15 protein-coding genes and 1 riboswitch are annotated in these 19,725 nt (G+C 41.2%); all 15 genes read right to left on the reverse strand.

Annotated features, from left to right (window positions below; translation table 11 throughout):
• Positions 1–11: 11 nt before the first annotated feature.
• The 15 genes from IEV91_RS11690 to IEV91_RS11760 all read right to left on the reverse strand — a co-directional run bounded on the left by IEV91_RS11690 (position 12) and on the right by IEV91_RS11760 (position 19,664).
• Positions 12–1,439, reverse strand: a complete 1,428-nt coding sequence (locus tag IEV91_RS11690) for a class I adenylate-forming enzyme family protein (RefSeq protein WP_188497588.1) — start codon at positions 1,437–1,439, stop codon at positions 12–14.
• Positions 1,436–1,675: an acyl carrier protein gene (locus IEV91_RS11695; RefSeq protein ID WP_188497589.1), complete on the reverse strand. Its 240-nt coding sequence runs from the start codon at positions 1,673–1,675 to the stop codon at positions 1,436–1,438. Before IEV91_RS11695 ends, IEV91_RS11690 begins: the two co-directional genes overlap by 4 nt.
• On the reverse strand, positions 1,665–2,759 hold the full coding sequence (locus IEV91_RS11700) for an alpha/beta hydrolase (protein WP_188497590.1): 1,095 nt from the start codon (positions 2,757–2,759) through the stop codon (positions 1,665–1,667). The genes IEV91_RS11695 and IEV91_RS11700 overlap by 11 nt, the downstream gene beginning before the upstream one ends.
• Entirely contained in the window at positions 2,743–3,690 is a 948-nt protein-coding gene (locus IEV91_RS11705; RefSeq protein WP_188497591.1) for an ATP-binding protein, read from the reverse strand. The genes IEV91_RS11700 and IEV91_RS11705 overlap by 17 nt, the downstream gene beginning before the upstream one ends.
• 72 nt (positions 3,691–3,762) lie before the next feature.
• A complete protein-coding gene (locus IEV91_RS11710; protein ID WP_188497592.1) occupies positions 3,763–4,452 on the reverse strand; it encodes an SDR family oxidoreductase in 690 nt (229 codons plus the stop codon).
• Positions 4,453–4,465: 13 nt separating this feature from the next.
• Positions 4,466–5,275, reverse strand: a complete 810-nt coding sequence (locus IEV91_RS11715) for a 6-carboxytetrahydropterin synthase (protein ID WP_188497593.1) — start codon at positions 5,273–5,275, stop codon at positions 4,466–4,468.
• Between the two features lie 12 nt (positions 5,276–5,287).
• On the reverse strand, positions 5,288–5,857 hold the full coding sequence (gene folE / locus IEV91_RS11720) for a GTP cyclohydrolase I FolE (protein WP_188497594.1): 570 nt from the start codon (positions 5,855–5,857) through the stop codon (positions 5,288–5,290).
• A gap of 128 nt (positions 5,858–5,985) precedes the next feature.
• Positions 5,986–6,074, reverse strand: a riboswitch (cyclic di-GMP riboswitch).
• Positions 6,075–6,181: 107 nt separating this feature from the next.
• Positions 6,182–6,553, reverse strand: a complete 372-nt coding sequence (locus tag IEV91_RS11725) for a PilZ domain-containing protein (protein ID WP_188497595.1) — start codon at positions 6,551–6,553, stop codon at positions 6,182–6,184.
• Between the two features lie 192 nt (positions 6,554–6,745).
• A complete protein-coding gene (locus IEV91_RS11730) occupies positions 6,746–8,455 on the reverse strand; it encodes a PAS domain S-box protein (RefSeq protein WP_188497596.1) in 1,710 nt (569 codons plus the stop codon).
• Positions 8,456–8,474: 19 nt separating this feature from the next.
• A complete protein-coding gene (locus IEV91_RS11735) occupies positions 8,475–11,900 on the reverse strand; it encodes an EAL domain-containing protein (protein WP_188497597.1) in 3,426 nt (1,141 codons plus the stop codon).
• A gap of 582 nt (positions 11,901–12,482) precedes the next feature.
• Positions 12,483–14,564, reverse strand: a complete 2,082-nt coding sequence (locus tag IEV91_RS21980; RefSeq protein WP_275584392.1) for a LuxR C-terminal-related transcriptional regulator — start codon at positions 14,562–14,564, stop codon at positions 12,483–12,485.
• The gene (locus IEV91_RS11745) at positions 14,549–14,800 is read right to left on the reverse strand and encodes a hypothetical protein (RefSeq protein WP_229745564.1); all 252 of its coding nucleotides are present in this window, start codon (positions 14,798–14,800) and stop codon (positions 14,549–14,551) included. The genes IEV91_RS21980 and IEV91_RS11745 overlap by 16 nt, the downstream gene beginning before the upstream one ends.
• A gap of 13 nt (positions 14,801–14,813) precedes the next feature.
• Positions 14,814–16,235, reverse strand: a complete 1,422-nt coding sequence (locus IEV91_RS11750) for an ATPase domain-containing protein (RefSeq protein ID WP_188497598.1) — start codon at positions 16,233–16,235, stop codon at positions 14,814–14,816.
• Between the two features lie 692 nt (positions 16,236–16,927).
• Positions 16,928–18,331, reverse strand: coding sequence for a four-carbon acid sugar kinase family protein (locus IEV91_RS11755; RefSeq protein ID WP_188497599.1), 1,404 nt, complete (start codon positions 18,329–18,331; stop codon positions 16,928–16,930).
• Positions 18,332–18,356: 25 nt separating this feature from the next.
• Positions 18,357–19,664, reverse strand: a complete 1,308-nt coding sequence (locus IEV91_RS11760) for an MFS transporter (protein ID WP_229745566.1) — start codon at positions 19,662–19,664, stop codon at positions 18,357–18,359.
• Positions 19,665–19,725 lie beyond the last annotated feature (61 nt).

Below are 19,725 nucleotides of genomic sequence, written 5' to 3' on the forward strand. Positions count from 1 at the left end.
TGCTGACGCCATTAAATGAGCGTTTTTAACTTAAGCTTATCGACTTTACCTTGTCTAATCGGTAGCTCATCTAAGAATACAATCTGGTCTGGGATCTTATAAGCTGAAATTTTCCCTTTACAATACGAACGGATGTCTGCTGATTTGAGTCCTTTTGCTACAACAAAAGCCACCACATGTTCACCATAAATGGCATGAGGCGCTCCCACAATGACAACATTTTTTACACCTTCTAAAGAGGCGATGACCTTTTCAATCTCTGAGGGGTTGACCTGTTGACCGCCTTTTTTGATCATGTCTTTTTTACGACCGACAATTTTTAGTGTTCGAGGCGCCATGACCTCCACTAGATCACCCGTGTAATACCAGCCCTCATCATCAAAAGCTGCCTTTGTTTGTGCGGGATTATGAAAGTATTCCGTAAAAAGCGCGCCCGTTTTCACTAACAGTTCGCCATCGACGACCTTAAAATCATTTTCGTCGTACACAATATGTGCCTCACCTTGGCGCAAATCACTTTCCGCAATAGCGCCTGTTTCCGACACACCATATTGGGAAATAAAGGAACAATGGGTTAATAACGGAAACTGATTAGGGAAACCTTGGGGCATTTTTTCCCCTGTTAAGGCGATCCATTCTAGATTTTTTAGAACTTCTGGTGCTAAATGCTTAGCAAAAGTATAAATCGCTTTAAGGACCGACGGCGTCGTGATGACCTTATTACACTTTGTTTCCTGCATCATCTTAATAATCGCAGGTAAATCAAAGGACGTTGGAATTACAGCATGCGCTCCTGTCTTGATGATATTAGTCATGGACTTGATCCCAAAAACGGTGCTTGTCGAAGTGTAAAATAAGACGGTATCCTCTGCTTTCAATCTTGTAAACCGACTGATTAAGTGATAGGAATAATCAAATATACTGAGATTAAAAACTAATCCCTTCGGCGTTCCCGTACTTCCCGAAGAGCAACAGATAAAATTATTAACCTGACCCTCCAAGGGACTTGAGGGCCCTTCATAGATCTGCTTTTCCCATTCACTACAAGTTTCCGATGTATATAAAAGTGTCGCTTTGCCAGTCGCCTTAAGACTCTCTTCTATAGCCTCTTTAAAATTAAAGCCATTGTAATGGCTGACTGTAAAGATAATATGGGGATCGAGCAGGGTAAGAATACTTTTTAAATCTTCCTTCCTAAATTGGGGATTTAAAGGCATTACCGTCCCGCCTAATTTATTGATGGCTAAAATGAGAGGCAAATACGCTTCAATCTCGGGTACTAGTAAGCCTACTCTTTTTCCTTCTATCTCTAGGGAGTCCAGAAAAGCAACATAGCTTTGAACTTTTTTGAGGATATCCTGTCGCGTTGAACTCCCCTTAAACGTTGTTATCGCAGGCCTTGTATGAGTTAAATCAATGACTTTTTCTTCTAGATTCATGATTTTACTTCTCCTGTAATAATCTGATAGATTCCGCCCATAGTATCAATAAGATCTGCATGTTCGATAAACCGCGCGAAAGGGACATCAAACGTTTCAGCTAAACGCGTCATAAGATTGACCATCTGTAGTGAATCGACATCCAATTCCTCTTTTAGACTGGTTGTCTTATTCACAGGAATCGGCTCCATATCGATGATCTCGAAGATTGATTTTGTGATTGCATTAAATTCCATGTATCTTCTCCCCCTTTAACCATTTCATTGACCTAGCCCTTATCTCTGATAACTTGAAGTTACAACAATGCCCCTCACCCTCATATTCTATGAAACGCTTAGGTTCAGACAGGTTCTCATAAAGGTCAAGCAAATCTCTTTTATCAACCATGACATCCTCTTTTCCATGAAACAGCACAACCTGATTGAGTTTTTCCCTTTCAGCTAACGGAGGTAAAAATCCCTGATTAAAATCCTCTAAAGTGTTCTCCATTCTTTCCTTAAAAAAATCAGGCATATGAATGTCATGCTTTGTTGCTGGACTTACCGCAATAACTTTAGAGATAAGCGGGTTTTTTCCTCCCTCTAAACTCCATGTCGCTCCCGAGCTTGTCCCAAACAGGTGAAGCGGGAGGTCCGGAAAGGCGTGATGAGAAAAACGGATGACCGCTTCAAGGAATGAGTGACAATGCTGTTGACTCGCTTTGTGACCCGTCTCCAGCACAGTCTCTCCTTGCCCAGGACCATCAAAGATCACGACTGAAAAGCCTCCACGAAGAAAATCCTGTTCATAGGAAAAGAGTTCTTCTTTCGCCGAATCAATAGGGGTGACAATAATGACAACCCCTTTTGAAGGCGCGAGCGGTTCACTGACTTTACCCACATACTGTACATCCCCCCGTCTCAGGGTGTGCCGAGTCTTCTTATAAGGGGATACGGCATCAGCCTTATTCATCTGGCTAACGCACAGACCATACCACTCTGCCTTCGCGTCACACTGCACAGGAAAAATCCATTGCAGTAAGCAATAATAGAGTCCAGACAAGGCATAATGGTGCGCGGCTTCTAAATGGTCTTGATTTCGTTCATGGGTCATGGCAAGCTGAGAAAGCTCAGAAGCCCGATGTTCTAAAGTCCTGACCCATCCTTCTAATGTGGCTAATTGCTGTTTCTTTTTGTTAATAACATTGGGCTCAATGCCGTGAGAAAACCATCGATCCCAAAATCCTTGTTGCAACACACAAGCGAGCAAAGTCTTTTGAATGGTCTTATTCATCTTCGACTCGTCTTCAATGTCTTGATTCCAATTAAGCACTTTCTTCACTACTCACACTCTTTTCTTTATGGATGACTAACACAAGTGTTGAGCCTGTTGAGGATGTCTTTAATAAAACCTGATTGGCTAACTTCACCATTAATGTAAAACCTTGTCCCAATGATTTCTTAGTCGAATACCCTGCTGTTAAAAGGGTATAAGGTAACGTTTTTAAAGGAAATCCTGACCCCGCATCTTCGATCAAAAGGTGCAAGGCTTGATTCCTTTTAACAATAAGGAGTCTGCCATCCTTTGCATGCTTAAGCGTATTTGTGATCGCCTCAGAAATAAGCAGCGTGCAGCTGGCTACTTTGTTTCTTGATAACCCTTCCTTCTCTAGAGCTGCTTTGGCTATGTTCCGCGCTTTAGGTATATCTGACTTTTCGACAACTGGCTCATCGCAAAGGATGGTCCCATCCTTATAACTTGAAAGCTCAGACTCTCTGATAAGAAGAAGCTTTCTCTGACTTGCGGCATGGATCACGTCCCTATAGACCTCCCATACCTTGTCTGCTTCACTTATTTGCTCTTCAACTCCCTTTTTTCTATTGAAATAGAGATTTGCATCATTTTTAATACCCTCATATACTTCCAATAAGCCCTTGTGATACTGATCCTCTAATGGCATTTGTCTAATCTTGAAATAGACATCTTCCTCTAACTCAATCCATGTCACTAGCTGTTCAGCTAAATAGATTAAGTAGCCCTCATCTGTCTGACTTTCTCCATCTGACTGGCTATATAAAGAACGATAAACAAGTAACCCCTCATGACACCCTTCAACGGCAAGTTGTTGACCTAACTTATTCGCTATCCATCCGACTACTGATACTCTCTGATGATCACTTAATGAATTTAATGTCAAAGGAGTAGGAAATTGGGGCTTGACCTGTTCTTTAGCCTCTTTACCACCAAGAAACTTATTAAGCAGTGGCTTCATATCTCTTCCTCCTACTTACAAGTGTGATGCACCTGGGGGGGCCGAGCGGATATCCCTCGGCATGCTCAGCAATTAAAGAATCCCAAGTGGTGGCATTAGCGTCACTTCATCAACGTAGGCTCCTGGGGGTTGATGAATAATATTTACAAGATGTTGGGCGAGCGTTTCCGTGGGGATCATTTGTGATAAATCCGGTTTGGGTTCGATTTGGTCCCAAAAACTGCTTCTCACTGCTCCTGGAAGAACTGCCGTCACCTGTACCCCTTTTTGTCTAAGCTCTGTCTGTAGTACTCTTGTTAAACCTAATACGCCAAATTTAGAAGCGGAGTATCCGCCACCGCCAGGAAGGGCTGTCGTTCCTGCAATAGAGATTAGGTTCAAAATATGCCCTTTACCGCCTCCTGCCATATGCTTGCCAAAATGTTTACACATCAGGTAAGTCCCACGTAGATTGACTGAAAGCATCTCATCAAAAGCTTGCGTGGACGACTCGATAATATGTTCAAAACTTCCTGTCCCGGCGCAGTTAATTAAAACATCAATACTTCCGAACTTTTGAACGGCACGTGTGTAAAATTGAATTACAGAATCCTCGTTGGCAACATCTAAAGGGAGTTCAAGAAGCTGGTCTAACTCATTCTTTTGACCACTCCTACTGCCTAAAACAAGATTGACGTTTTCCTTCCGAAGTAGGGCCGCCGTTTCTTTTCCAATTCCCTTACTTGCCCCTGTGATGACAATGGTGGCTCCATCTATATTCATAGCTCACGACTCCTTATTCTCCGTAGTACTCAAAGTAATTTTTCTCTGTCTCATAAAGACCAATTTTATACAGATGATCGACCTTATCCTTAAGCAAGTCCCAAATGACAACCGTGACATTTTCCGATGTCGGGTTTAACGCCTTAAATTCCTCCGTATCGAGGTTTAAATGCTTGTGATCAAATTTCTTCAAAACAGCTTCCTCTACCACATTGTCAAGAGCAGCTAGATCGGCAATCATCCCCGTGATAGGATCTACCTTGCCACTAACAGTCACTTCTAAATAATAATTGTGACCATGCCCAAAGGGATTATTACACTTGCCAAATATCGCTAAATTTTCTTCCTCACTGAGTTGCTGACTATGCAAACGATGAGCTGTGCTGAAATGATATTTTCGTGTCAGTTGAACCATTTGATCTTTCTCCTTTTCTGAAAATAAAAAGTCATTCTCTCGCAATCTAATTTTATAAAGCTCACAATGAGTGAATTGTTGCTCTAGCCCCTCCCAAATATAGGACACTAAATTTTCGGTGGTGGGGATATGCGTCTCAAAGTAAGGGACTTGTTTGTTTAAAAATTTCCCATCTAAGGTTTCATTCACAAAGGATTTCATGATTTTATCAATATCGGTAATGTTGACGACAATCCCTGAATCGGCATCTAATTCACCCCTGACCATCACTTCCAATGTATAGTCATGACCATGGCCATGAAGATTACTACATGGTCCGAAGATGGCCTGATTCTTTTCTTCACTCCACGCCTCAATCCGATAAGAATGTGCAGAGGAAAACATCATTTTGCGTGATAGATAAAGCATATAAGTTCCCCCTTAGTCCCTCTTCAAAGCATTCTCGAATTCTTCTACCCAGGCTGTATCATTTTTAAAGACACCTTTTTTAACGGTTGTTACCGTAGAGCTTCCAGGCTTCTTTACACCTCTCGCACACATACAAAGGTGTTGACCCTCAACACTGACGATCACGCCTTCTGGTTGTAAAACATTCATGACGGCATCGGCAATGTGCTGGGTCATCCGTTCTTGGACTTGTGGACGCTTAGAAACCAGTTCAACCAAACGAGCAAATTTGCTTAATCCTACAACCCTACCATTCGGAATATAGCCAATATGCGCTTTTCCAAAGAAAGGAATGAGATGGTGTTCACAAAAAGTATAGTAAGTAATATCCTTCACAACGACTAAGCCATCATAGCTTTCCTCAAAAGTGGTGGTTAACGCTGTTTCAGGATCGACGCCAACCCCCGAAAAGACCTCATTATACATTTTGGCCACCCGTTTAGGTGTATCCAGTAATCCCTCACGATCAGGATTTTCACCTATTAATTTAAGAATTCCACGAATATGTTCTTCAAGTTGTCCTGTCTTTATTTCTACTGTCATTGATTTGACCCCCTCATTTTTTCTTTTTCCATATAAAAATGCCCACCAAAAAGATTGGTGGACAAAGGAAATAAAAGTCACTAGCTCATCAAAAAGCCAGTTGCACCTCTATAATGGTATCCAACCTTTTCGGTAACCCGGCGATCATAGCTTAAAATAAAGCCTTAGACCCGTAGCTTTGCGTCCTTACCTTTCAGTAAGTTTGCCATTATCGAAGGAAATAAAATGATCTTCTATTTATATATCGTCTTTTCTGCGCTGGAATTAAGTAAAAACACCTATGATATTATTACCATATAAATTAATATTTTTGGAAATTATCATTTAACTATTTACGGACCTTGAAAAAACAATGAGCTCCTGTGTCAAAGCTTGTTGCAATCTTTCATCTGCAAAAAGATGAATGCCGTAAAAAAAACACCGCTTACTTTCTTGCTTTCTCCAGGCCACTTCTCCATTGATCTTATATTCACTCTCGTTTATTGAGAACCGGACCGAAACGCTGATCGTATCGTTTTCGGACATGGGTATATCTAAATCGCTTGAAAATTTCAAGCCATGAGTGCTTAAATCAAGCAATCTCGCAGGACCCTCCGGAACGTCAATCGTTTGCCCATTCACTTCAATGATAGAAAAATAGGCTTCTAGAGGTGGGTCGAAGGCATAGCGAAAGGCCTCTTCTCTTTTATATCTCATTAGCATTGCCCCTTCTCTGTAAAGTAAAACTTCTATCAGTGAGGGTTTTTGCCCTTCCCCACTAATGGTTAGTTGAACCAATCCGGATGTTAGCATCCGTTACTCCTACATCAACAGCTTTGTGTCACTTCAGGCTTTGAAGTGGGCGTCTTACGGACGGTTGCACCGAGATAAAACCTCCCTATGACGTGTTCATCTCCCCCTTATGAACTTTTTCTTGAATTTTTTCCAGCGTGACCCTTGTTTTTTTAATTGGTAGATACAAAACATATTCCTTCCACCTGCTTTGGCTTGGTACAGGGCTTTATCCGCTTCTTCCATCAGCACTTTCTTGGATCTTGTTTCACCACGATAAAACGTTATACCAATACTTGTCGTTAGATTCAGGCGATGCTCATCAATAAGAAAAGGAATTTGCATCGTATCAATGATTGCTTGAGCAATGGCAACCGCATCTTCTTCTTTTTCTAGATCAGGCAGAACCATTTGAAACTCGTCTCCACCTAGGCGTGACACCATATCACCTTCACGAAGAGTGTTTTTGATTCGTTCTGCAAAGTGCTGAATAACTTGATCCCCTACACCATGACCGTATGTATCATTCACATCTTTAAAATGGTCACAATCAAGAACAAAAACAGCCATTAATGTCTTGAGTCGTAGTGAGGCCTTCATCGCCGCTTGCAATTGGATATCAAATAAGCGTCGATTCGGTAAATTGGTCAATGAATCATAATACGCCAAGTGCTTTAATTTAGATTCCTGACGTTTTTTTGCGCCAATATCTCGAGACATAAACAAAATCTGATCGACCTCTTCATTGGCATTGATGATCGGCGTACCAATTGAATCCATCCAAATGAGCTTCCCCTTTTTATTTAACCGTCGAAATTCAATTGAACGCTTGGCCTTGGTTCTTTTAATGATCTCGATGGTTTCTTGCACGATATTCATATCATCTGGATGAATAAAAGAGAGCGCTGATTTATTAAGGAAAAAGTCAGCTGATAAACCTAATATTTTTTCATGAGAGGGTGAGGCATATTGAATCTTGCCTTCTTTATCAATCACTCTAATAAGATCTGAAGAGTGTTCGGCAATCTGTCTAAAACGCAATTCACTCTCTTTGAAAAGCTTTTCCATGATCTTATATTGAGTAATATCCTTATACATGGCGATCCCGCCAACCATCACCCCGTTATCCATCATGGGCGAATAAGAGGCAAGAATCGATATCATATTGCCCTCCTTCGTTATACACTCACACACTAAGTTTTTAAGGATATTTCCTTCTTTGAGTGTTTTTACGATCGTTTGGAAATCCTCTCGATTTTTTTCAGTGAAAATCGTAATATCCGGGTGCTCCATTATTTCTTCTTTTGACCACCCGAAAAGTATGCTGAACCCTGGATTCACATTTAAATAGCGACCCATCTCATCGAAAGTAAATAAAGCATCCGCTGCATGCATAAAAATAAGTTCCAGTTCTTTCTTCGCACGCTGAAGTGCCTGCTCCTTTCTTTTATTTTCCGTAATATCACGGGTGACCACAACGATCTGCTCACACTCATTCTTCTGATTGAAGAGAGGTGTGACTTTAGACTCATACCAATGTGTGCTTCCCTCTGTAATGAAAGTGTCAATATAGGATATCGTCTTCCTTTCGTCAATGGCGTTTTGATAGTGAGCTACAATCTTTTGCGCCTTATGTTCAGGCATAATGTCATAGACAGTTTTACCGATGAAATCCTTTGGAAGACAGAGGTCACGAACGGCTGTTTCATTTGCACTGGCATAAGTAAACATGCCGTCACTTCTAATATTAACGAAAAAAATCATATCCGAAATACTATCGAAGATTACTTGTAAATGTTTATATTGTTTAATTGCTGATAAAAACATATCAACTGCACCTCATTCATCATCTTTTCGAAGGTGATGCCACTTCTGTCCCACTTTCTTTATTCTTTAGCCCGTCACCCTCTCCAGAAACAATGGGTAATAGAATTTCAACAGTCGTCCCTTCATCAAGATTACTTTCAATATTCATTCTGCCCCGATGCTCATGCACAATTTTATGACTCATCGTCAATCCTAAGCCCGTCCCTTTTTCCCTCGTACTATAAAAAGGTACTGCAATGCGTTCTAACCGTTCATCTGAGATTCCTGAACCTTGATCAACAAATCTAATTTTGAGAGTATTGGCTTCGGTACTCATCACTTGAATTTTAATCATGCCACCATCTGGCATAGCTTCCAAAGCGTTCTGTAAAATATTCATAAAAACCTGTTTGATTTGATGGCTGTCACACTGAATAAACATCTGATCCGAATTGTACTCTTGGATGATCTCGACATTTTTTAATGTGGCTTGGGAACTAAAAAGTAAAACCACACGTTGTAAAAGCGCCTGAATGTCTGTGCGTTTGATATTGGGTACCTGTGGTTGAGCAAGAAATATAAACTCACGGATGATCTCCTCAATCCTAATAATCTCCGACAATATTAATGATGTATATTGGGTGTGCTTCTGCTCCTTGCTAAGCAGTTGAACAAAACCTTTAATGGAAGTGAGGGGATTCCGAATTTCATGGGCAACACCGGCAGCCAATTGTCCCACAACCAATAGCTTTTCTGTTCTCCTCACAAAGGCCGCTGTCTTCTTTCTATCAGTAATATCACGCGCCACCATAACAATGGCAGTGATTTCCCCATCATCTCCTAAAACTGGATTCCACCGACAGTCGAAATACAGCCAGCCCCCCTCATATTGATATTGGAACTCATCCTGGACAGATGTCTTAGTTAGGATCATGTGATCAAATGTCTCTTGAACCCTCCTCTTGTCCTCCGAAATAATAATATCCTTAAATGACTGACCTTCAAAAGTCGTAGGTGGAAAGCCTAACACTGTCTGGTTAGATGGTGAGGCATAGGTGACCTTTCCGTCTGGATTTAATATCAAGATAAGGTCTGAGATATTGTTCGTAATCAGTCGATTTCTAGCTTCACTTTCTCTTAAGGCTTCTTCGGCCTTCTTTCGTTCCGTAATATCAACACATGATGCAATGACCTCTACCACTTTCCCGCCCTTTATCACGGGCTGTAAAGAGGCCAAGTAGGTCACTCCATTCATTTCCGCCTCATAAGACACATTTTTTTCACCAGCCCAGGCCCGACAAAAGTAACACATTTTCCTTTCTGCTTCCTCTGAGGGCTGGAAATCGACCATTTCCTTTCCAATCACTTCCTCTTGAACAAGTCCTAATTTATTTACGAGCGTCCCCTCACAAAGGGTATAAATAAATCGATCCCCTTTTTTTATAAACTTGAATGTCATGCCTTGTTGGAGCCTGAGCGTATCCAACAACTCCTGGCGAACCATCTCCAACTCATTTTCCATCCACTGATTATTTTGAATGCCCACGGGCAGGCCATGAATGGACACGACTTTTTCCATCTCATCGAACTGTTCTATAAACACCTTTACAGGTAGAGGCCGACTAAATAAAAAGCCTTGAGCGACATTGCATAATTGCCGTTGGAGAAAAATCAGTTGTTCTTTCGTTTCAACCCCTTCAGCAATCACCTCTAGATTTAATTGATGGGCCATAGCAATCACCGTTTTTACAATAGTGGCATCATTCCCATCCACAGTACAATGCCGGACAAAGGATTGATCAATTTTAAGTGTATCGATCGGCGCTTCCTTCAGATAATGAAGAGAACTAAACCCGGTTCCAAAATCGTCTAAGCTAATTTTCACTCCGAGGCTCTTTAATTCATTGAGTACTTTTAGACAATGGTCACTATCCGCCATCATACTCTCAGTAATTTCTAGCTCGAGATATTTCGGATCAAGTCTGGTTTCTTCTAAGATCATCCTCACCCGTTCCACTAAATTCGGTTGATACAGTTGCCTGACAGAAAGATTGACCGAGACTTCAAAGGGCGCTATCCCCTTCTCTTGCCAAGTCCTTAGTTGCATACAAGCTGTCCGTAATACCCATTCCCCTAATGGGATGATAAGTCCCGATTCCTCAGCTATCGATATAAATTCACCTGGGGAAACCAAACCCTTCTCTGGGTGATTCCAACGTATTAATGCCTCTGCACCGACGATTTTACCTGTCGTAAGCTCTAGTTTAGGTTGATAATAAAGTTCAAATTCATCTCGGCTTATGGCTTTCCGAAGCTGGGTCTCTAATTCAAGACGCCGAAAACTTTGATCCTTTTGCTTTGAACAATAAAACTGATAGCTATTTCTCCCAGCCTTTTTCACTTGGTACATGACAGAATCTGCTTTTTTTATTAAATCATCAATCTTTTCACCATCATTAGGATAAAGACTAATCCCCATACTCAGTGTGATGTAAAGCTCGTAATTGTCGATGTAAAAGGGTCGTGAAAATTGATGAAGAATCTCCTCAGCCATCACGGTTGTTGCTTCTCTATCTACTCGCGGTAATGAGATTAAAAATTCATCCCCACCATGCCTTCCAACAACCGCTTGTTCTGATACACAAGTCTTTAATCTTGTTGAAGCCGCCTTAAGCAAACGATCTCCTACCTCACGTCCAACCGCATCATTCACCCATTTAAATTTATCTAGATCAATGGAAAGAAGCGCTACCGAGTTGACCTCATCCTCAGCTAACATCTTCACAAAATAGGTATAAAAAAACTGGCGGTTCGGTAACCCTGTTAAACTATCATGATAAGCCAGATGTTGAATCTGATCTTCTGCCCTTTTTCTCTCTGTGATATCGGCTAGCGTTCCAATCGCTGCTCGTTTGCCTTGATACATTATATCTGACCCAAAATTTTCGACGTAAAGAAGAGACCGGTCCTTTTTTATCATCCGAAAGTGACGAAGGGCTTTCTTTGAAGCACCAGCGTTATCTTTTTTTTCTACCATCCATTGCTGATCCTCTGGATGAACATAATCTAAAAAGCGTGATCCAATCAATTCTTCTCTTTGATAACCGAGCATCGCCAATACTTTTCGGTTAACATACACATAGTTTTCATCTTGAATGACGTAGATCCCCATGCTCGATTGATCGATCAAGGTTCTATATTGCTCATTTTGGCGTTTTACAGATGAGCTGAAGGTCTCCCTATGCCTGTGGGACCCAAAGAGAACAAAAATAAAAATCATAAGTCCTAATGTCACGATCCCGATACCAATGGTTAATAGTGTCAAAACGACGTTAATACTTACGATAGGGTGATAATGATTGACCGCTAACCCACCAAGAACAAGTGCCGAATAAGCGGCACCAATAGCGATAATCATTATAGAAAAGATAAAAGAGGTATTAAATAAACTACTGATTCTTCTCATCACTAAATCACCCCGGTCAAAGATTTACAACATTATATAAATGCCTCGACTCTCTCGATTTGAAAGTCAAATAGCTCCTCTCCAATTCCTATGCTCTTGGTGTTTAAATCCTCTTAATATGTATGCATAAAAAACCAATGAGTCGCTTGTTCCATTTCTCTATGTAGCTTCAAGGGTATCCTAATTAATAACTCCCTTGAATAAGAACGTCATTTGGACAATTGTAATAATATTTCCGTATACCTTGAATCGTTATTTGTTTAAGAATTGATAATTTAACTAAATGTTGGATACATGCTTGAAGTTCTTGATCACATAGCTCCAACTTTTGTCCCAAATCTTCAAGACATAAAAAGTCAAAAGGCGCTTCTTGAAAATACCAGACACATTTCAGTTGATACTTAACCATATTGATGATAGGAAACTTCACCCCCAATAGGTGTTTCTATAAGTATTGTCTCAGTATACTTCCTAAAGGAGTATCCCCAACCGCTCCTATTTTCGCCCCAAACCAATATAGGATGATCTTCCTATTAAAAAAGACCCCCTTCACCCGATGGCAAAGAAAGGTCCTATTTACAATCAGTTTTTCGTTTTATATTTATAATAATATGCAATCACGCCCGCTCGGTCTTTTACATCTAGCTTTTGAAAAATATTCGTAATGTGATTTTTTACGGTGTGTTCACTAATAAAAAGATGGGTTGCGATTTGTTTATTATTCAAGCCTTGAACTAATAAAAGCAAAACCTCATTTTCTCGATTCGATAGTTTTCCCACCGGGAGGGAGTGCTCCTCTTTCACCGACACTTTTTGATCAACGATTTGCTCCTTAAGAATAAACGAGCGGAAATCCCTTGTAAGGGTCTCTTGAATACAAGGATGACCATATATTCTCTCTTCACCCTTTAAATAATCAAAAACAATAAAAAGAATTTGACTTCCTACTCCTAGGAGAGGCTGATTCGGATCACTATTGGCCTTATATTCTTTCAAAAAGGCAAAATCTCGAAGCATTTGGTGAAGCGGTTCTTCTTGTGGCAATGTGCGGACAATCAAATCGACTGGGTAGGGAGAAAGTAAACACGCATATTCCATAATCTTCATTTCACTATCTGGTAGGTTCAAGTGCACTGAAAACAACAGAACCCAATCCCTTAACTTTTGAGTAAATGCATGGGATTGCGGATCCCAAAAGCCCATAGCGTCATGAAGATGAGTCACACTTTCTCTCATACCATTTTGGCTTTGTTTGGACTGATTGATTGCAATCGCTCCAATCGTCGCTAATGAATAGAGAAATGCCTCCTGCTCCTCACTCTTAGGGTCTAAAGCGACACTAAGGACACCATGAAGCTTTTGACTATACATCGGACATTCTATAACCGAACCTCTGCCTTCTATCGTCTGATACATAGGCATCATTTTTTTGAAGTCTTCCCTATCTACCTTCCATTTTTGAAATTGTTGCAAAAGCTGTTTACCGTATTTCTCACTTTGATCTTTTGTGAGACCTCTGGACACGATTCTAACTTCTTCAGACTGTGCTTCATCAAATAGCGTCACCGCTGAAAACTTCACCTGCATGATATTCACACTCATATCAACTAACATAAACGCGATTTTTTTAACATCTTGCGTCCGAGTAATCAGCTGGCTGATTTCCATAAGTGCATTTAACTTTTGTAATTGTTGATGGTAGGTGTGTGTTGTCGATTGGTGGAGTAAGAAAACCTGAAGCAAATTCGCTATAATCTTGCCTGTGTCTAGGGTGAATGAATCGATGTCATCCTTCCGGCAGGAGCCCGCGAACAAGACCCCTAATAAGGTCTCTTCATTTTGGACGGGGTAACACACTAATGAACGAAGCTTGATATCATTTTTAATAAATATGGTACCTCTCGGATCACGGGCAATTTTTTTCCAATAACCAGAGAGGCCACTGGCCATGACTTGCCCCAAAAACCCTTCTCCAACTGAAAATCGCGCGCCTATTAAGGGACTATGATCTGAAGGACCATCAAAATGTAAAACAACACCATCTCCATTGTCTGTTTTCTGAGCAAAGCCAACAAAATCAATCTCTTGATCCACTTTCATAAATTCTTGAAGCACACGGGAAAGCGTATGTGTCTGTTCAGAGCTCATGAGTTCGGAGATTTCATACACGCTGTTGATCCTCTGTTGTTGTTTCATTTGCTTGGGTTCATCATCTAATATTTTGCTAAGAGCTTCAGAAAGTCCTTTTAATTTTTCAACCACGTGCTTCTTCGTTTCATTTGTAACAGAAGGGATGTCCTCTAGCCTCACCTTCCATAAATCACATTGATCCGCATTTCCCTCTAAATAGTCGTAAAAAATAGTCCGCGATTCTTCTTCGATAAGAAAACCCGCCCAAATAAAATAGCGGATCTCTCCCAAGACGCTAACAGGCGAGAGCACAATCTTTGCACCTGGAAAGAGATCGACCACACCGGTTTCAGTCATTCTTTTCATCCAGTCATGGAGCAGTGGGTTAACTTCTTCAATCATTCTTACCCATTGATTATTACCCGAGGGGCGCGTCACTAGCTGACCTTCGAGATCTAATAAGACCATCCCTAATTGACAATCATTGGCATAGACATCTTGAATCTGCTGGACAAGGTTTAAAGATTTTCCCATGGCGCATCCAACTTTTCGTTCATCATAGTGGGTTGATTATACCGATAAATGGTTTCATCCCCTGATCCCATTTTTGAAAGAATTGAAAGAGAAACTAATTGATTCACGATGGGCTCAAGGGTTTCAATGGCTCTCCCTAAGCGATTGGCCAAGCTTTGCACCGTTTCCATAGCATAAGGATTTTCCTCAAAAAAATACGTACACTCCACCTGCAGCGACAACATTGTATCTTTCATAGGTTTCTCCTCCCTAAACCAACTGAATCAGTGGTTTATCTGAAATGGTTTCTACAAGATGGGGGACTGATACATTGCCATTAGGTGACTTTGTTAATTGAAGGTACTGATAGTTTCCATCCACCCATGTCCGAATCACGCCATTTGATGTCCGTTCTAGAAAAGAGGCTGTTTCCTGCCCAATTTCCGCAAAGTTACATAAGGCGAGAATGGTAATTCCATTGGATCTTGCCCATGCAGCCTCCTCCGCAAAGAAGCGCTTGACAAATTCAGCCCCTCTTATTGAAAAAATGGTACTTAAATCATAGTAGAACACCCAGTGCTCCCCTTTTTCACGACTTTTCGTAATAATAGGATTTAGCCTTTCCCTTAACACCTTCCGATAATCCTCATTTGAGAGACCTTTGACATTTAGGACGACGTTCTTAAATGCCTCAGGAATCGCACGGTTAAAATGCTCAATAAAATATACCCGCTCCTTCTGGCATCTCTCTTCTAAATCAACATCATAGAGTTGATACAATTGCTGAAGGTCCTCCATCGTATTGATGCTTGAAAGAAGGATAGCGAGTCGATCGCCTTCTAAAAGTCGCTTCGTGATAATGGAACCAATCAAATACTTATAATTCGCTTTACTGTTGGTATCAAACAAGAAAGTGGAGCCCCTTTGGATACCCCCAGAAAGTAAACCATCGAGTTCCCTTATCCCCGTTGACACTTGATCCTGTTCACTGATTGTCACATCCTCCACAACAGAAAGTGCCGGGATCACCCGAATGCCTTGTTCACCTATTCTATAAATATGTTCGCCCTCAATGATCTTTCTGCCTCTCATTTTGATCACTTCAAGGATGCGTTTACGAAATTTCGTCATTTGTTCTTCTATAGATAAGCGAATAACGCCATCCATCACATAATGCTCAAAGGTGTCCTCAGCATTAGAGACCGCACGCTCGCTTAATAGTAAAGAGGTTAACGCAAATTTTCTAAGAATATTTCTTAAATTATACAATGCCTCTCTATTTTCCTTCTGATTGCTATAAATATATTGGAATAAACTGATACTATCCACTACAACTCGTTGACAGTTGATTTCACGAATCAGCTGATCAAACAGCCCCTCTGGCGTTTTCATCTGTTGTAAAAGGATTTCAGGCTTAATACTCACAACGCGTAATAAATTTTGTTTTTCAAGTTGACGAAGGTCCCAACCGAAGCCTTCCATGTCCTGATAGATTTGCTGAGGGAACTCCTCAAAGGTAATATATAATCCAGGCTCTCCACATTCTAATGCCCCATGCCTAAGAAATTGGACGCCTAAAGTTGTTTTCCCTGTTCCCGGAGCACCTTCGACAATAATCGCTGATCCTTTTGGCAAGCCGCCATATAAGATTCTATCTATTCCCTCTACTCCAGATTCAGTGAACTGCTGCATAGAAAACTGCCCCCTTAATACCCCTGATACTCTTCTCTTATATCAAATATACCATGAGTAGAGAGGCTTAGATAGCTTTTTTCAAGTTCCTTTACTCGTACTTTAAGGTTAAGAAATAGCCTGTCGCAGACATGGTTATAATCAACCATTGCACCCCCTCAGGTCGATGAATCTTTACAAGAACAAAGAGAGGCTGGGACAAAAGTCTTTCACTCAAAAAAATCCGAACATTCTTTTTTGAATGAACGGATTTTTTATTCTTTACATGAGGCGAATGGCTCCGTCAAAAGACTTCGCTTTCCATAGGCACCGCCTCAGCTCACTTTGGAGTGGGGCTTTTAGTGCTCCAAAGTATTTATGATTAAAAGCCCCCATTCCTGCGTCTACGAGTATTGCTTCGAAGTAAGCTTTCTCGGAACAACTCGACGTTGACTCGAGAAGGAACGCTAGTTCTGTTCCCGTAAGACTAAGGAAAGCAATGAGGAGCATCATCTTCGCAGAAAAATCGTGGTTCTTACGTTTTTTGAGCCTCCGTCTTTTGACTACGCTCTCCTTTTCCTACTCAATCTTTAACCTCGCATGGTTCGGTATTTGTATTCATTATTTTGTTTTGTCTCAACCTCCTGCCTAGTTTATCTTTTTTTATTGAATCTTATTTCAGTTAAGGTTTCTCGCATTTTCTACGTATTAATCTACCCTACCGTTACGCTTGGCGCACATCTTAGAACTTTACCAAAGTAATCAACACTTCCGAATTGCCCACCTTTTAAGGATAGCTCCAAGCCGTCTAAGCGGGGATCATGAGAATAACAACGGCATAGTGGTGCCCCAGGCGAGATGGAAGTCACCATTTCAAGTGCATATATTCCTAACTGTCTCGTCGCATAACTTGATGTATCTCCACCGGCAACGACTAATCGCTCAATACCCGTCTCCTGAACAATCCTTTTTGCGACATCACCTAAATAGGAACCTAGAATTTTACTAGAATCAGAAATTGACGCACCACTTGCGATCATCTCCTGTTGATTTTCCTTAATACTGGGGTCATCCGGCCCTAATGCAGTATAAATAATAAGGTTCTTGCCACGATTGACAATTTCAGTTGCCTTTTCCACAATGCTCTGCATGGCGTCTTGACCTTTTTGTATAACTTCTTGGAGCGTTAAGTGCATCCCTTCAAAGCCATTATTTAATGCCCACTGAAGCTGCTGTTCTGTTACCGGAGAACAGCTTCCCGATACAACAAGCAGTTGATCGACTTTTTTAAATGAAGGGCGCTCACTACTTGCTTCTTCTTTCGCAGACAATGGTTGCTGGGTGGCAGCAATCGCATGTCCCACACCCGATGATCCAATCACAAATAAAGGATTTTCTGGTTTCTTTGAAACGGAAAGGAGCTCGCCAACTTTGTCCACATGCTCTTTTCTCGATGCATCAAATAAAACCGCCTCAGATGCTTCGGATACTTTTTGTTGATAAGTCTCCTGCAGTGCTTCCATTGATTGATCAAGGTCAACAATAGACATTAACTCAATTTGTTCACTCAGACCTTGTTCTTGCAGAACCAAGCGCAAGTCTGCTTCTGACATCGGCGTAATAGGATGCCGTGACATGACAGGATGCTTATCTAAGCGGTACACCGTATCTCCCATAGCCGCAAAGTGATTCCCAAAGAGTGTATACCTTTTCAAATCTGGCGAAGCCACGAAGATAGGGACAGGTGAGCGAGCATCAAAAACATCTTGTCCAATTTTTAAGACCGTTGCGATATTCCCTATTGTTTTGGAGGAATCAAAGGTTGAACAGACCTTATAATGAACATAATCACTTCCCAACGCTTTTAAGCTTGTAAAAATGGTAGGAAGTTCTTGTTGCATTTCCTCAGGGCTCATCACCCGACTGTTCCCTGCGATGCCAATGCATTTAATATAGGGAAAACGGCTTAATACAGATTGATCCGGAACCTCTAGAAACAAGACGGTTGGTAATCCGTTAATGGTGAGGGACTCCATCGCATCCGTTGAACCCGTAAAGTCATCCCCATAAAAGGAGAGTATGAGTTTGTTATTTTCATGATTCGTTTCACTCTGCATTCTTTATATCCCCCAAATCTAACTATTAGATTTTTATTTTACGTGAATAGTTGATGACAACAGAACCTATAGCCATGAGTAATCCAGCGATCGCAAAGGTCACAAATACCCCTGCATAACTATTGGTCGCCTCAACGATAAAACCGATCAAAATTGGAATAATAATCCCGGCCACATTTCCTGAGAAGTTCATAGCCCCTGTCAATTGTCCGACATGTTTCTTGGCAGCAAGTCGCGCCGGAATACTCCAGTATAAACCACCCCAACGAAGGAAGAAGTTAGCAAGCGTAATCAAAAGAATCGCTGAACTTGCAGTCGAAACATGACTCACTAAAATAATCGCCGCAGCAACCCCTAATCCAGCGAATCCAAGCATTGTTCTCAAAACAGCGTTGACATTGGCTCCTCGTCTAATCAAGAAGTCCGCTAATTGCCCGGCAAAGACTTCCCCTACAAATCCTGCACCAAAGATAACAAAAGTCCAAATTCCTGTCATCCCAAGTGAGATATGCTGGGCTTCACTAATGTAAGTCGGCGCCCAAGTGAGTAGACCGAAAAGAACAATATCATAACCAAAGAAGGCTAAGAGTAGCATCCAAGGACTTAAATGTAAAAAGTATTTCCCTGCAAAGCCAGTGACATTGTCTGTCTCATCTTTATCTTCCTCATCAATTTTAGCAAGATAGTTTTTCTCTTCCTCTGTAATCATCGGATGATCTGCAGGATTATCGCGCATGAACAACCAAGCAATGACTCCAATAAGCACCGTAATGATACCCACAGCCGCAAAGGCAAGTCGCCATGAGCCTAACCAAATAATAAGGCCAGTAACAAAAAGACCACCGATCGCTGTCCCTAATGGTCCCCCACCATCAACTAACGTGCTTCCACGAGACCGTTCATGCTTCCTCAACCACCGAATCAAAGACGTATTCGCCCCATTTTGAACAGGACCTTCAAAGAGACCTAGGAGCATCCGCATGCCAAGCAAAGTGGCTACCCCACTTGCAAACCCAGTAATGGCCTCTGCAATCCCCCACCCTACTAAACTGGTAGTAACGATTTTTCGAGGTTTAAGTTTATCAACCAACCATCCACCTGGTAATTGCATAATCGCATAGGTCCAGCTAAAGGAGCTAAGAATAATTCCGATCGTAACAGAATTTAAATGAAGCTCTTTACTAATTAAAGGCATTGCAATCGATATAGACGAGCGATCAATATAGTTAATAATCATCACGAGAATAAAGAAGGAAAACATCCACCAACGCAATCCCGGAAGTGTAAAACGGGATTTTTTTTCTAATGGCTCTTGTGTTTTTTTGGCCAACATACTTACACCACCTATTTCTTAACATTATATTTTTATACCTTTAACAAGAACAATCCTCTAT

Origin of the sequence: Pullulanibacillus pueri (genome assembly GCF_014639255.1) — a bacterium.
GTDB lineage: Bacteria > Bacillota > Bacilli > Bacillales > Sporolactobacillaceae > Pullulanibacillus > Pullulanibacillus pueri.

Bases quoted from the DNA above. Each gene is read 5' to 3' on its own strand.
- IEV91_RS11730 (WP_188497596.1), bottom strand. From the start codon at position 8,455: ATGTTTTTATCAGCAATTAAACAATATAAACATTTACAAGTAATCTTC.
- IEV91_RS11695 (WP_188497589.1), bottom strand. From the start codon at position 1,675: ATGGAATTTAATGCAATCACAAAATCAATCTTCGAGATCATCGATATG.
- folE (WP_188497594.1), bottom strand. From the start codon at position 5,857: ATGACAGTAGAAATAAAGACAGGACAACTTGAAGAACATATTCGTGGA.
- IEV91_RS11725 (WP_188497595.1), bottom strand. From the start codon at position 6,553: ATGAGATATAAAAGAGAAGAGGCCTTTCGCTATGCCTTCGACCCACCT.
- IEV91_RS11750 (WP_188497598.1), bottom strand. From the start codon at position 16,235: ATGCAGCAGTTCACTGAATCTGGAGTAGAGGGAATAGATAGAATCTTA.
- IEV91_RS11735 (WP_188497597.1), bottom strand. From the start codon at position 11,900: ATGAGAAGAATCAGTAGTTTATTTAATACCTCTTTTATCTTTTCTATA.
- IEV91_RS11745 (WP_229745564.1), bottom strand. From the start codon at position 14,800: ATGAAAGATACAATGTTGTCGCTGCAGGTGGAGTGTACGTATTTTTTT.
- IEV91_RS11705 (WP_188497591.1), bottom strand. From the start codon at position 3,690: ATGAAGCCACTGCTTAATAAGTTTCTTGGTGGTAAAGAGGCTAAAGAA.
- IEV91_RS11760 (WP_229745566.1), bottom strand. From the start codon at position 19,664: ATGTTGGCCAAAAAAACACAAGAGCCATTAGAAAAAAAATCCCGTTTT.
- IEV91_RS11715 (WP_188497593.1), bottom strand. From the start codon at position 5,275: ATGCTTTATCTATCACGCAAAATGATGTTTTCCTCTGCACATTCTTAT.
- IEV91_RS21980 (WP_275584392.1), bottom strand. From the start codon at position 14,564: ATGGGAAAATCTTTAAACCTTGTCCAGCAGATTCAAGATGTCTATGCC.
- IEV91_RS11755 (WP_188497599.1), bottom strand. From the start codon at position 18,331: ATGCAGAGTGAAACGAATCATGAAAATAACAAACTCATACTCTCCTTT.
- IEV91_RS11690 (WP_188497588.1), bottom strand. From the start codon at position 1,439: ATGAATCTAGAAGAAAAAGTCATTGATTTAACTCATACAAGGCCTGCG.
- IEV91_RS11710 (WP_188497592.1), bottom strand. From the start codon at position 4,452: ATGAATATAGATGGAGCCACCATTGTCATCACAGGGGCAAGTAAGGGA.